Genomic DNA, 13,309 nt, shown 5'->3' with positions numbered 1-13,309 from the left:
GTAAAATACTTAAATGAGATTTAAATATTTAAATTATTCGGTCTTACATAAACAGATTGTACCACACTTATGTTTCGCATCTGAAAAGCGGCAGCACAATAAGCAAGATAGTATCTCCATTTTCTAATAAATGTTTCACTATAACCTTGGCTTCTCACTTCCGTTAGGTTGTCTTCAAAAGCCTTTAACCAAATTCTAAGCGTTTTGGCATAACTCAGACCCATATCTTCCAAATGATGTAAGTACATATCGCCGGTTCGATTGATTGCCTGGTTCATTCGGCCAATCGATGGAAGCAGAGACCCTGGGAAAATATGTTTTTGGATAAAATCGATTCCTTTTTTGAAAGATGTAAATCTAGAATCTGGGCAAGTGATCACTTGTAATGCCATGATACCATCTTGAGTGAGTAAATCCTGGCACTTTTGAAAGAAAGTTTCATAGTAGGCATCCCCTACTGCTTCCAACATTTCAACAGATACAAGTTTTGTAAATTTTCCTTCTATCTTTCTGTAATCTTGGATACGAATCTCAATTTTGTCAGACAATCCTTCTTTCTCAATTCGTTCCTTAGCAAATCTAAATTGTTCTTCCGAAAGGGTAACAGTTGTAACTTTACAACCATAATTTTTAGCAGCATGGATTGATAAAAAACCCCAACCACTTCCAATCTCCAATAAATGGTCGTTTGGATTTAGTTTTAACTTTTGGCATAGTTTATCCACTTTTGTGGTTTGTGCGTCTTCCAAAGTTTGATCGAGTGATTCAAAGTAAGCAGAGCTATATGTCATCGTTGGGTCTAAAAATAATTTATAAAAACTATTCCCTAAATCATAATGTTCTACGATGTTCTTTTTACTTCCTGTTAGTGTGTTCCTTCTTAGGAAGTGTAAAAACTTATTTCCCAAGTTAAATAAATCCAAATGAAAAAGTTTTTTCTTAGCTCCCGATAAATTTGGTGCTTCATCCACATTTAAAATAAACCAAGAAATTACATTTTCGATTGAATCTGTGTCCCAATCACCTGTTAAGTAAGATTCAGAGAAACCAATATCACCATGTAATACTGATTTTTTAAAAAAAACAGGGTTTTTAACATGTACTAGAGCAGAATGAAACTTAACATCATATGAACTATTGGGATCCCCAAGGATCACCTGTTCTCCGTTAGGTAGAATCATACGAAGAGATCCACGTTTCATGGAACTCATTGCTTTAAAAAATATTTTTTTATAAATAGGATATTGTTCGGTGACTGTCTTATCCTTCAGTTCAGTAAAAAGCTCTGAATCAATCGTTTCTTGTAAGAGGGACTGGTTCGCTGATTTTTCCAAGGGGAACTCCTGTTTGTTTCTCTAAGTTTTGGTGTTTTTGTATGTAAGGAATTTTTTTGATCCACAACTTGAATGCTTGCCAATGAATCAATGTTATTATTTTGACGGTAATAAATGGAAATTGGATGAAAAGTTTTAATAAGTATTTTGTTTGAAAGCGAATTTTTTTTCCTATAAAGGAAGTAATCAAAATTCGTTTTCCATTTTCATAAGAGTCGACACCGATCTGTAATTTTTCATTGGGAAAGTTCAATCGAAATTCGAATTCAGAATCCAAAGGAATGAACGGAGAGACATAAAAGTTTTTTTGTTCTCTAATGTATACATCTGGATTGGCAATTGTTCCATTTCCCTTTTGGAATAATCCTATATAAGGTTTGATTTCACCAAATGTATTCCCTACTTCTGCAATCGCAGTTAGGGGATTCCCTGTTGTATCAAAACAAAAATAGAAACTCACAGGATTGAACACGTAGCCAAGCACACGTAAATTGGTAAGGAGATAAATTTTGCCAATAGGTTCTTTGACCCCAGAAACTTCTAAAAACGATTTGATGTTTTCATACACAGAATCTTTTCCAAATTGAAGATGATCTTTGTCATAAAACGAAAACAAATTCCAACGATTCCTAGAGAATAAAAAACTTTTGTGGGACAACTGGTCTATTTCTTCCAAATCAATATAAAAATTAAATATTTTATATTGGAATTTATTTTGTGTAGGTGCGGTCCGCATATGGAATACGTCCGCTTCGTACATACATGAATTTAGGTCCATGGGTCTCTTTTTAAGATACTTTTAGCAACATTCACCGCAGACAAAAATCCATCTTCATGGAATCCGTATCGAAAGTAAGCACCCGCAAAATAAATAGGTCCTTCTTCGTTTAACTTAGGAAGGCGATTTTGGCCAAGTGATGCTTCCACAGAAAACAAAGGGTGTTCATAATCAATTTTTTTGATGGTGTGGCTTTCTTTAACACGGCCTGGATCATTGATGGTGACAAAATAGTTTTTTTTCTTCGATACATTTTGTAAACGATTCATCCAATAAAGAGTGTAAGGTTCCATCTTTCCCTCTTTTGATTCGATAATTTTGTAATTCCAACTCGACCAACAGGACTTGAGAGCCGGCATATCTGTATCATCCGTATGTAAGGTTGCTGTATTGTGTTGGTAACGATAAAGTGGTAATAATTCTTTTTCGAGTTTGGTTGGATTCCCTAAAAGTTTTGCTGACAAGTGGCCATGTGTTGCCAAAAGCACTTTATCAAACACTTCCTTTTTGCCTTCTGGTAAAACAATTTCTACTTTTCCATTCGGCAACCGGTTCACAGATAGAACTGGCGTATTCAATCGGATTCGGTCCTGAATTGGTGGGATGATTCGTTTTACATATTCTTTAGACCCGCCATCCACAGTGTACCATTGGTGTTGGGTACTTAAGCCCAAAAATCCATGGTTATAAAAAAACCGGATGAGAGATTTTGCAGGGAATTCCAACATCAAATCAGGAGGAGTAGACCATACAGCAGAACTCATCGGGATTAAATAATAATTGAGAATGTCCTTACCGTAACCAAAAGTTTCCATATAACGACCAAGATTCCAATCATCATAGGTAGGATTGTCCAAAATCTTAGGTGCAGTTGAATTAAATCGATTTATCTCAAGTAACATTTTTAGATAATGAGGTCGGAATAAGTTTTTTTTCTGTGCAAATAATCCGGCAAGACCTGAACCACAAAACTCTAATTTGGTGGGGTCATGTTGTACACTAAAAGACATATCCGATTTTTTTGTTGGGACACCCAAAGTTTGGAACAAACGTAATAAATTTGGATAGGTAACGTGGTTAAAAACAATAAATCCAGTGTCGATCGGTATTTCGACACCATCTTCTTCCACCATCACCGTGTTAGTATGTCCACCGATGTAATCGGCACTGTCAAAAATTGTTAAATCAAAATCGTTCTTTAAAAAATAAGCGGATCCTAAACCGGCGATCCCAGTTCCGACAATTGCTAATGTTTCTTTCACTTGTTTCCCTAATGGTGATTAGACCGTTAAGGGATGAGATGGTTCATCATCAAATGCACTTCTTCTGATTTCTTTTTTGCTACTTCGCCATAATTTTCTGCAAGGGTACTGAGTGTGATGCCTCGTGAGGAATTGATGAGAGCTTCTTTCCCAGAGGCTCTTATGATCGATTCTAAATCTCCACCTTGGGCACCGAATCCAGGGACAAGAAAACAAAGATGCGGATGGCGGTTTCGTAACGATTCGATTTCCGAAGGATGGGTTCCCCCAACCACAAGTCCCACTTGGTTTGGATAGGATTCAGAGAGAAGAGCCATTTGGTCACTCACCTCTTCGTATAAATACAAATCATTCTCACTTGTTTTTAACTTTTGAAAGTCTGAAGAACTTGGATTGGAGGTTAACCCTAATACAAAGAGATAACCACCAAGATCCAAATAAGGAACAAGACTATCACGGCCCATATAAGGGTTCACAGTGAGGGCATCCACCTTTAATGTTTGGAAAAAATACTTCGCATATTCTTTGGCGGTATTGGCAAGGTCCCCTCGTTTGGCATCCATCACAATCGGTACAAGGGGAGAAACCTCTTTCATTAAGTGGACCATATGTTCTAATGCAAAATATCCCTCTGCCCCCAATCGTTCAAAAAAGGCAATGTTTGGTTTCCAAGCAACGGCATACTGATGGGTGTAACGGACAATGGTTTCTGAAAAATGAACAAGGGGAGATTTTGATTCCAAACAAACTTTTGGTAATTTTTCTAATTCTGGATCAATTCCAATACAAAGTTGGGACCGAAGTTGGTCTCGGCGATTATGAAATTTGGAGATAAATGAGTTCATGGGTTGGATTTAGGTTCCTTAATTTTTTTCTTTTGTTTGCGCTTTTCTAACTCAATGGGGATGTCACGTTTTTTATAACGACCATAGATGTGTCCAGGGATCACCGCTACCGCAGTAATCGGATTCACAACAACATCGCCAATAGCGCCACCTACATATGTTGAATAAGCCGGAGTTAATAATTCATATGAAGAATTCAACTGGGCATCGTCGTTTTTTTCTGCAAAATAATTCAAAGCATCATCAGAAGCCTTTGCCTCATGGTACAATGATCCAACAACAGGGATTGCATAAACAATGGCATATAATGTTCTTTCCTCTCGTTGCGAAAAATCTTTGGCATGTCCACCTTCATGGATGGCAACCGGAGGTAAGTCTGAGTAAATATTGATTGTATTTGTGAATGAATTGTAATGGTCACCCCCAATTGTTCCCGCAAACAACCGGCCTGGCAAAAACGTATATGCTAAGAGGGAAATAGAACCAAAAAAATATCGGATCACCGGGTTGATGTTTTTGTTTTTTGGCAATCGTCTCCATTCAGATAAAGGAGCATATTGATTAAATCGAACTTTAACATCCCTTAGGTTATTTTCTTTGATATAACGAATCAAATATTCTTTTGTTTCTTTTGAAATATGGTGGTTGTCAGCTTTCCGATTCCATAAGACCAGTTTTGAAGGTAGGGAAAAAACCCAATTCCCTGTTTGGTCTAAAATCCAAACTGGCTCCCCTTCCTCAAATTGAGGATCATCTTCTGTAAATTCAGGACTTGGATGGTAAGGGTTTCCATATGTATATGGTTTTTCCAAAGAATAACAATTGGAAAACAAAATCACAAATCCAAATAACAGTAAGATCCCAAATTGTTTCATAAACTATCCATGATTTCTTTTAACTTAGGATCAATTGGCTCTTGTTTGGTGGGATTTTGTTTTGGTATCGGTTTAGGATCCTCTAATTTTTGTGACTCATTTGGTTTTTCCATAAAACCTGAATGGATTTCTAATTGAGTGAAAAGTTCTGTCAAGGCATTTCGGCCTAATTGATTCAATTGGTCTTCTCGATTCCCACGAAATCCATTATAAGGAACATACCATAACAATGGAACCAATGTAATGATACTCCCTGTTAAATAACAATTAGTGACTTTTGAATCGATTTCATCATAATAATTGATTTCCTCTTCTGCAAAACCTCGGATTTGAAATTTTGCTTTTAACCGAACAAATGTTAAATTTTTTGAACATCGGTCTAACGAAACCAACTGAAATTCTTCGACTAATATAGTCCCACCCCTTTCGATTAACAAGGGATAACGGGATTCTCGAATCGAAAGTTCTTTTCGTATCAAATACGAGAGAGGACCGTATTCATTGGTTAGAGCTTCTGAATCAAAAAAATAGGGATCATACACTCCCATTTGGATCCGATTTTCTCCTTTGACTTGAATCACAATATGATCCATTTTTTTAACAAAATCATATTCCCTTTCATTGGGAAATGGTCTATACACTCTCAATGAAATCCCACATTGTAAAAATCCAAAAACGATTAAAACGAAGACATAGGAACGATCCAAAATCTTAAAAAACATACGTATACCCAAAGTACAAATTTGAAATGTGATACGATCGGATGGGTCGACCTTTCCCCCCATCTGCTTCATAAAACGCAGAACTCAAATAATAATCTCGTGCCCCAGCCAAATAGGATTCTGGGTTGAGTGCCCGTATTCCAGGTAGCTCCGATTCATTGGCACGCCAATTGTATTGGATGGATTGGAGTCCTAAATGGAATTTGTGATTTTGGAAAGGTGCCCAGTTCAATTGGGTTGTAATGTTTAACCCAAAGATCGTGGTTTGTATCCTATTTTCTGAAAACAAAGAATACACTTCATCTGTCACAACCCTTTCCCCACTAAAACGGCTCATCCCACCTATACTAGTGAAACTATCCCTTCTATATTTCAGATTACCCACAGGGGTAAAGAACAGATCCCCACCTAACTCATAAGAGTAGTTTTCAAAAAATTGGTGCACAAACTTAAAACCAGTACTCGGAGCTACATATTGGATGGTATCCCGAAACAAACCAGTTTGGCCCAATGTCTGGGAATGTTGGGAAGAATTGGTACTGAGAGACCCTATCCGTAAACCAAATTCCCAAACAAACTTCTTGTTATGCGAATAGTCCTCAAAAATTTGGACAATGAGTTTATGATCAGCACCCATAAAACGATCCGTCTGATAACCAGATTGAAAACCACCTATATCACCAAATGAGAAATAATTCCTAGTCGTGAAAAATTGCAGGTACATGTATTCGATTCCCCACTTTTTGGAACTATGTTGGTAAGAAATTTTTGGTGAAAATGTATTTGAATTTTTCCTTGTTTCTTCCCATTCCATCAAATAAGGAAGGCTTCTGATGTTTTGGTACCCTATCGGAGACCTTGGCAGATAGGGTGTCCCTGCTTGGGATGCCACTTGGCCATCATCTAACGCCCATTCCTTGCCAGACCGAAAATCAGCGTATTGACGAATATACCTAAATCCAAACTCCCAGGTCCCATCCAAAAACGAAAGCGAACCATTGTTTGTCGAAGGTAATGTTGCATTGGAAGGAATGTAAACGGGCTCTGGATTTTTGGTTTGAAAGTTTTCTTTCCGTATTCGTTTGATTTTTTCTCGGATGAGGTTCGCACGTTTAGGATACCCGCGTTCTTCATACGATTCTGCTTCCAATTCCATCTCTGTTGCTTTTGTTTCTTGCGCTAACAAAACATTTGCACTTCCCAAAAGGGAAAAACAAAAAATGAAATTGGAAACAAATCGAAATTTCACAAAGTTTTAACCTTTTCGTTTGATGTATGCTTTTGCAAATTCAGGCAAAACAAAAGCAGCTTTATGGATTTCAGGGCTATAATACTTAAGACCTTTTGGCACACGTTTCGGATCTGGTGTGACCGAATATGGATCAATAGCATTGGATAAAAAAGTAAAACCAATGATCCCGGAAGGATAAGTTGGGATGGTTGTGTAATAGTAACCATACTCAGGAAAAATCTTAGGAATGAATTCAAAAAGTGAAGTGATCACATCACCATGGTACCAAAACGATTCAGCTTGTGTGGCAATGATCCCTGTTGGTTTTAAGGCACTTGCCATATCGCGAAAGAATGGTTCCTTAAATAATACTTCTGCAGGACCAACTGGGTCACTGGAATCAACAAGGATTACATCAAATCTTCCTTTATTATCACGCGCAAATTTTGCTCCATCATCATAATGGTGGATAACTTTCGGATCTTTCATGGCATCTGCACATTCAGGAAAGTATTTATAACTGATGTCGACAACTGCTTTGTCAATTTCGCATAACACAACTTCTTTGACTGATGAGTGTTTCAAAACTTCACGAACGGTTCCACCATCTCCTCCTCCAATCACAAGAACTGATTCTGGATTGGGATGGCTCATCATAGGAATATGAGCAATCATTTCATGGTAAGAATGTTCATCTTTGTTGGTAACCATTGTTACACCATCAAGTGTAAACATACGACCGAATGATTGTGTCTCAAATATATCAATTTTTTGGAACGGAGATTGTAGGCTTTCGATTGTTTTTGTTACTCGGTAACTAACAGCTCGCCCTTTTTCTAATTCCAATTTTTCTGTGTACCAAATCTCCATTAAATACTCCTAAGGATTCTCTCTTTGAACCAGAATAGGAATGGGAAGAAGAGAGTGTAGTTTTTTTTAAAGTTTTAGCTTTACGAAAGCTTAAAAATTGAACTTGGCGGGAATGGGACAGTTCCTTTCCATAGACTTGTATGCAGAAATATTCTCGCGTTTTTTACCTCGTCGGTTTTTTGGCTATGCCACTTTTTATTTTACTACTCGTTTTTGGTTACATCAAAATCAACCAAATGGCGAGCGAAGAAATTCACTGGGGTCACAATAAGTCATTCGCATTTGGACAAGCCTCGAGAGAAGGAAAACTCATTTTACTTGCAGTCACCAAATCCCGTTGTGAAATGTTAAAAGGTTTGGAATGTGGGGAAGGAAAACCAGACCTCGGAACCTATGTCTTACTCAACTTCACACCTCGCGACAACGAATTCCAAACTCTCATTCTCGATGACAGATTTGCCAGTTTAAAAAACGAAGCTCTTCCCCAATACTTTTTACTCAATGCCTCAGGTGAAATCAGGCACGCATCCAATCAACTGCCAAGCGTTGAGGAGATGCAAAAACTCCCCAAAAAAGAATCTTCTCCTTAAAAAAATGAAAAAAGCTCTTGCATCTTCTTAAAACTTCCTATACCCTATGGGGTATAGGAATTCGGAGGATTTATGTTAGGGTTAACCGTACACAGAAAAAAGAGTTTTGAAGACACGATTCTCGACACAACAGATGCACTCAAAAAAGAAGGGTTTGGAGTTCTTACCACCATTGATGTCAAACAAACCTTAAAAGACAAAATTGGAGTCGATTTCAAACGATACACAATCCTTGGAGCCTGTAACCCAAGCTTTGCGCACAGAGCCTTACAAACCACAGACGAAATTGGGATGTTATTACCATGCAACGTAGTAGTGACAGAAGAAAAAAACGGAGAAATCAAAGTCTCTATCTTTGATCCCATGACCATGACAAAACTTGTCCAAAACTCCGAACTAGAAACCATCGCAAAAGAAGTCCAAGACAAACTGGTACGTGTGATCCATCACCTCCACGAATAGATAATTTTTGAATTTGTTTGGAATTTAAGGGGGCGCCTCGCCAATGGATTTGACAATTCGCATTCCATCGATTAGGCGATCCCGCTGTCCGCTCCAATCTTTCTGGAATCTTTTGATCGTTTCCAGTTTGTTTACTTTCCCAGAAAGGATTTCCGCTACCATCGGTGGCAATGGATTTTAGTTGTAGAATAAAAACTTATCTATGAAAATTAAATCGACACAAGTTTATGTACAAGTATACTTGAAAGGATTCAATCTTTAAAATTGGACTTATCATACGAAATCATTTCGCTCAATAGATACTCAACTTCGATCAAAATATGAAATATATATTTAAAATTATCGTTCAAATTTTAGTTATTTTCCAAACGAATACCATCATTGCACAGAGTGTCAGTTTAGATTTCGATGAATCTGTTTTTATCAATTTATCTGAATCTATTTTTAATGATGTAAAAAATTCAATTGTAATAGTGAGCGTAAAAGATGGAGAAAATGCGAATACCGAAGCTCAAACTTCCATCGAACTTGGAGTCGGAGTAATCTATAATAAAGATGGCATAGTCATTATAAACCGATATGCACTTCGAAATCATACTTCGAATCTGGAAATTACTCTTGCAGATGGGAAAAAATACCCTTCTAAACTTGTAACTATCGATGAGAAAAATAATCTTGCAATTTTAAGAATTCCAAACAATAGCGATTTAAAACCGACTCGTTTACCCAAAAATTTAAAACTATCAATTGGACAATTTTTAATTCTAATCTCACATAATCGAAAAGAGAAATCACAAAATGTTATAACCTTCATTTCGAAAATGAACTTCAGTGATGAAATTTACCCTCAATCAAATTATTTAACAAAAGAATCTCTTCTAATCTCATCCAGAGCTAGGATAAAACCTGTTCCAGGATTACTTTTTAATATTAGAGGTGAGTTAGTAGGATTTTCGTATTTATATTTTGAAGACGAAATTTTTACTAATAAATTTGCAATGGCAACTTATATTTTAGAATTAGAATCGATTCTAAATGAATTAGATGAACTCAAAGGAGAAAATTAATCCCTTTCCCCTTTTTCAATTGGCTTATTTTCATTTTGTTTCCGAAATACTTCCATCACAGCACAAAACAAAATCACCCCTCCACCGAGCCATAATCGATCCGGTGGTACTTCCCCAAGAAAGTACCAGGCCGCCAAACTTCCGTATATCGGACTTAAGGTAGACAATGTCCCTGCTGTTGTAACAGATAAATTTGACAAACTCCGAATCCAAATTGTATGGGCAAGGGAAGTAAAAATTCCTGCCAAGACCACCTGAAAAAGTAAGTATTTGGGTTCTGCAAGCATCTGGGAAAGTCCATCAGCAAACGGGAGTAATAAAAGTGAGGTTGCAAAGAGTTGTGTGAATAGAATTTGAGAACTTGGATAATGTACATGCATCTCTTTTGTGAGTAAGTTGCGGATCGCATACAATACAGCTGATACCACTCCCCAAACCACACCTTGGAACATTTGGTTGTCCCAAGACAGATCAGGCACAATGAGAAAAAGTCCGAAGAGTGAAAATGAAGCAAGAAATAATGCAAAGGGTTCTGGCTTCTTTCCACCAAACAAAGGTTCTAAGATGGCAGAAAACACAGGATAGGTGAATAGGGACAACATCCCAACCGCAACCGTAGAAACCTGGATGGAATGGAAATATGTAACCCAATGCAAAGCAAATAAAATTCCAATCCCAAAAACAAAACTAAAGTCCTTAAAATTTTTATACAATATGGACTTACGTCGGAGTGCAAAAAACAAACCCAAGATCAAAACGGAAAACAAAGCGCGACCCGAGATGATGGTGACCGCAGGGAAAGGAAGGAGTTTGGCAAACAAAGTGACGTTCCCCATAATGAGGATCGTCAAATTGAGTTCTAAGACAGAACGAAGGAACGAGGGGGGAGAAGTTTTCACTTCTTCCCTAGGTTTCAACCCCTAAAAATTTGGCGATGGATTTTCTATCCTTCTCCAAACTATGTTTGTGAATTTCTTCGATTGCCTTCTCTACGATGGGAGAAACAAAAAGTAAACTCGATACCACGTCGACATCGTACGATCTTGTGGATTCAGAACCACTGGCTTCGTATTTGCTTTTCCCTTTGATCACAAACACATTGTCTTTCCCAGGCGGGGAAATTTTAAATTCATGGGTATTCGTTGTGATATCAAAGGTAGATTCTTCGAGTAAGGATAGGTCATTCAGAGCAGCCGACAATACGGCAGGCATAGATCCTTCCAAACTCACCTTTCGTTTTTGGTGGATCAGGTTTCCTTCTTTTTTCTCTTCGAGTAAGGTGACATTCTTTAGATCAGGGAACTGGTCTAGGTGTTTGTATCGCTCCTCTCTCGCATGTAAAAGTTTCTCTAATGGGACTGGGAATGTATGGGTGACTTGGTACTTCACTATTTTTTCTTACCTTTTTTCTTTGCCGGTTTTGCCTTCGGTTTGGCTTTCTTTGGAGATGGTTTAGAAGCCTTTTTGACAGCTTTTTTCGCCTTAGCTTTGTTTGCTGGCTTTGTGACCGTTTTGGTAGAAGTTTTCGTAGCTGGTGCTGGTTTTGCCTTCGACGTTGTTTTAGGTTTTTGGCTCGGTTTCGGATTTGCCTGTGCCTTCGGTTTTGGTTGTGATTTAGATGGAGGGTTCACCTGTGCGAGTAACTCTTCATCTTCCCAATAAAATACTTGGTCGGCTGGAGTTGATTGTTCCATCGCCATTGCTTGTGCTTCTAACAATGAATTGTTGGATTCATTAAAGTTTGCTAATTTTTGGAATAACAAATTGATTTTTGGATCTTGGAATTTCCCACGGATGGTGGCATAGAAGTTACGTGCATCTTCTCCTTCTCGGATCGCAAGTTCGATTGCCTTTTTTTCGTCGGCTTTCACTTCTGCATTTTTGTTTCGGTCGAGTCTATCCATAATCTTTTGGATAGTAGAAGAATGAAATTTTTCAATTTCCGAAAGTTGTTTTAAGTTTGGAAGTTCTTTCCCTTCAGCACTTTTGTAAATTTCTTTGATGTATTTGATATGCTCATCACCATCTAATGCTAGTTGGCTGAAGAGTTCTCTAATTTGTCCTTCTGGTAAACTTTCAGAAAGTTTAAGATAAAAATTGAAACATTGAACCTCATGTTCAATTGCAGCCGCTACTGCTTCAATAAAGGATGTTTTTTTTAGTGATTTCATAATCCCTTTCCCTGGTTTTGTAAAACCATAAATACGATACTCGTTTGAGCGAAGTGAATCAAGTATTTTTCACAGATTGAACATCTAACTCTTCTGTCTTTGTCGCCGAATAAATGAGCAATTGCGCAAGATAATACGTGATCATGATCCCAAGTGAGGCAACAGAACGATCCATCTCACGGTTGAGAAACATCGAATATGCGATAATAGAATCGGAAAGGATAAAAACGAGAGCACCTGCAAGTCCTAAATAAAATGGTTTCGTAATCGAATTTCTCGCAGCAGCCCTCCATCCCATAAGGCATATGGCAGAAATATAAAATCCAACAGGGATCATAAGGGCACCGAGTTTTGGTGCAAGTATCATAAAGAAGGAACTTCCAAATAGTAAAAATGGAATTGCAAGGATGGGTTTGATTTTGGAATCAATGGTGAAAGCGTAGGAATAAATCAACTGGGCAACAAGAAAGGAGCCAAGGCCCGGTACAAAATAACCTTCTTTTGGGATGGCTAAAAAACTATCACCAAAAAGGGAAAAAACAAGCCCCACTGCCACCAATTTCCCTCTTTTTTCCAAAGAAGGGAAAAATCGAATCAATCCAAAAATCAAAATGAAGATTGGAATGATTTTGGATGGAAGATAAAACACATCTTCTTTTGTGATCGTCACGATCGCAAGGAGATGTACAATAGAAAAGAGAACAAACAAAACAATTTCTTTAGCCATATTTCTTACTTTACACAGATATCATTCTCGAGATTTCATCAGATGGAAAGCCCGAGTGATCAGCCTATGAAACAAACACGACCCTTGTCTATCCTTTTCTTAATCTGTCTTTTGTGGACACAAACCTTATCTGCGAGAGAAGTACCATCTGGTGGAGAAATGTTGATTGATCTCATTGTTGCTCGTCCCATGGGACTTGCAGGGACTGTACTTGGAACCGCAGCATTTATCGTTGCATCACCATTTACACTTCTCTCTGGAACTTTTATCCAATCAGGGAAAAGATTGGTTGTGTATCCTGCTAAATTCACCTTCACACGAGGGTTAGGCGACTTCCCTGGGTATATGGAAGATTACCAAATCGTAGAGGAATAA

General features: G+C 37.7%; 16 protein-coding genes. 4 read left to right on the top strand and 12 right to left on the bottom strand.

All coding sequences use genetic code 11. From position 1 onward, the window contains the following. Positions 1-20 precede the first annotated feature (20 nt). Genes EHQ43_RS00620 through speE form a run of 8 tightly spaced genes read right to left on the bottom strand, consistent with a single transcriptional unit; the run spans position 21 to position 7,917 of the window. Positions 21-1,334 carry an SAM-dependent methyltransferase gene (locus tag EHQ43_RS00620; protein ID WP_208730819.1) on the bottom strand — a complete coding sequence of 438 codons (1,314 nt, stop codon included), beginning with the start codon at positions 1,332-1,334 and terminating at the stop codon, positions 21-23. Beyond that, a complete protein-coding gene (locus EHQ43_RS00615) occupies positions 1,291-2,094 on the bottom strand; it encodes a DUF1365 domain-containing protein (RefSeq protein WP_135769928.1) in 804 nt (267 codons plus the stop codon). The genes EHQ43_RS00620 and EHQ43_RS00615 overlap by 44 nt, the downstream gene beginning before the upstream one ends. Positions 2,095-2,102: 8 nt before the next feature. Beyond that, complete coding sequence (locus EHQ43_RS00610; RefSeq protein WP_135769879.1) at positions 2,103-3,374, bottom strand: NAD(P)/FAD-dependent oxidoreductase; 1,272 nt, start codon at positions 3,372-3,374, stop codon at positions 2,103-2,105. A gap of 26 nt (positions 3,375-3,400) precedes the next feature. Continuing rightward, positions 3,401-4,219 carry an orotidine-5'-phosphate decarboxylase gene (pyrF, locus tag EHQ43_RS00605; protein WP_135769878.1) on the bottom strand — a complete coding sequence of 273 codons (819 nt, stop codon included), beginning with the start codon at positions 4,217-4,219 and terminating at the stop codon, positions 3,401-3,403. Then, the gene (locus EHQ43_RS00600) at positions 4,216-5,094 is read right to left on the bottom strand and encodes a hypothetical protein (protein WP_135742705.1); all 879 of its coding nucleotides are present in this window, start codon (positions 5,092-5,094) and stop codon (positions 4,216-4,218) included. The genes pyrF and EHQ43_RS00600 overlap by 4 nt, the downstream gene beginning before the upstream one ends. Beyond that, on the bottom strand, positions 5,091-5,816 hold the full coding sequence (locus EHQ43_RS00595; protein WP_135742706.1) for a hypothetical protein: 726 nt from the start codon (positions 5,814-5,816) through the stop codon (positions 5,091-5,093). Before EHQ43_RS00595 ends, EHQ43_RS00600 begins: the two co-directional genes overlap by 4 nt. After that, entirely contained in the window at positions 5,806-7,065 is a 1,260-nt protein-coding gene (locus tag EHQ43_RS00590) for a hypothetical protein (protein ID WP_135769877.1), read from the bottom strand. Before EHQ43_RS00590 ends, EHQ43_RS00595 begins: the two co-directional genes overlap by 11 nt. A gap of 6 nt (positions 7,066-7,071) precedes the next feature. Further along, a complete protein-coding gene (gene speE, locus EHQ43_RS00585) occupies positions 7,072-7,917 on the bottom strand; it encodes a polyamine aminopropyltransferase (protein WP_135753816.1) in 846 nt (281 codons plus the stop codon). 140 nt (positions 7,918-8,057) lie between these two features. On the opposite strand from speE, the gene EHQ43_RS00575 reads away from it, so the two are divergent. The 3 genes from EHQ43_RS00575 (at position 8,058) to EHQ43_RS00565 (ending at position 10,036) form a co-directional block, all read left to right on the top strand. Beyond that, positions 8,058-8,507, top strand: coding sequence for a hypothetical protein (locus tag EHQ43_RS00575; protein WP_135742709.1), 450 nt, complete (start codon positions 8,058-8,060; stop codon positions 8,505-8,507). Between the two features lie 72 nt (positions 8,508-8,579). After that, complete coding sequence (locus EHQ43_RS00570; protein WP_135742710.1) at positions 8,580-8,969, top strand: DUF302 domain-containing protein; 390 nt, start codon at positions 8,580-8,582, stop codon at positions 8,967-8,969. Positions 8,970-9,289: 320 nt separating this feature from the next. Further along, positions 9,290-10,036, top strand: a complete 747-nt coding sequence (locus EHQ43_RS00565; protein WP_135769876.1) for a S1C family serine protease — start codon at positions 9,290-9,292, stop codon at positions 10,034-10,036. On the opposite strand, the gene EHQ43_RS00560 is transcribed toward EHQ43_RS00565, so the two are convergent. From EHQ43_RS00560 to EHQ43_RS00545, 4 genes are read right to left on the bottom strand one after another with little or no spacing between them, the layout of a single operon-like run. Next, positions 10,033-10,935 (bottom strand): DMT family transporter, encoded by a 903-nt coding sequence (locus EHQ43_RS00560; RefSeq protein ID WP_341867026.1) that lies wholly within the window; start codon positions 10,933-10,935, stop codon positions 10,033-10,035. The genes EHQ43_RS00565 and EHQ43_RS00560 overlap by 4 nt on opposite strands. Before the next feature lie 7 nt (positions 10,936-10,942). Then, on the bottom strand, positions 10,943-11,425 hold the full coding sequence (locus EHQ43_RS00555) for a DUF2505 family protein (RefSeq protein ID WP_135753819.1): 483 nt from the start codon (positions 11,423-11,425) through the stop codon (positions 10,943-10,945). Then, positions 11,425-12,207, bottom strand: coding sequence for a ferritin-like domain-containing protein (locus EHQ43_RS00550; protein ID WP_135753820.1), 783 nt, complete (start codon positions 12,205-12,207; stop codon positions 11,425-11,427). The genes EHQ43_RS00555 and EHQ43_RS00550 overlap by 1 nt, the downstream gene beginning before the upstream one ends. Before the next feature lie 58 nt (positions 12,208-12,265). After that, positions 12,266-12,934 carry a lysoplasmalogenase gene (locus tag EHQ43_RS00545; protein WP_135742714.1) on the bottom strand — a complete coding sequence of 223 codons (669 nt, stop codon included), beginning with the start codon at positions 12,932-12,934 and terminating at the stop codon, positions 12,266-12,268. Positions 12,935-13,000: 66 nt separating this feature from the next. On the opposite strand from EHQ43_RS00545, the gene EHQ43_RS00540 reads away from it, so the two are divergent. Next, positions 13,001-13,309, top strand: coding sequence for a hypothetical protein (locus EHQ43_RS00540; protein WP_244242569.1), 309 nt, complete (start codon positions 13,001-13,003; stop codon positions 13,307-13,309).

The organism is Leptospira bouyouniensis, assembly GCF_004769525.1.
Taxonomy (GTDB): Bacteria; Spirochaetota; Leptospiria; order Leptospirales; family Leptospiraceae; genus Leptospira_A; species Leptospira_A bouyouniensis.
This window is presented reverse-complemented; position numbering and strand designations above follow the sequence as displayed.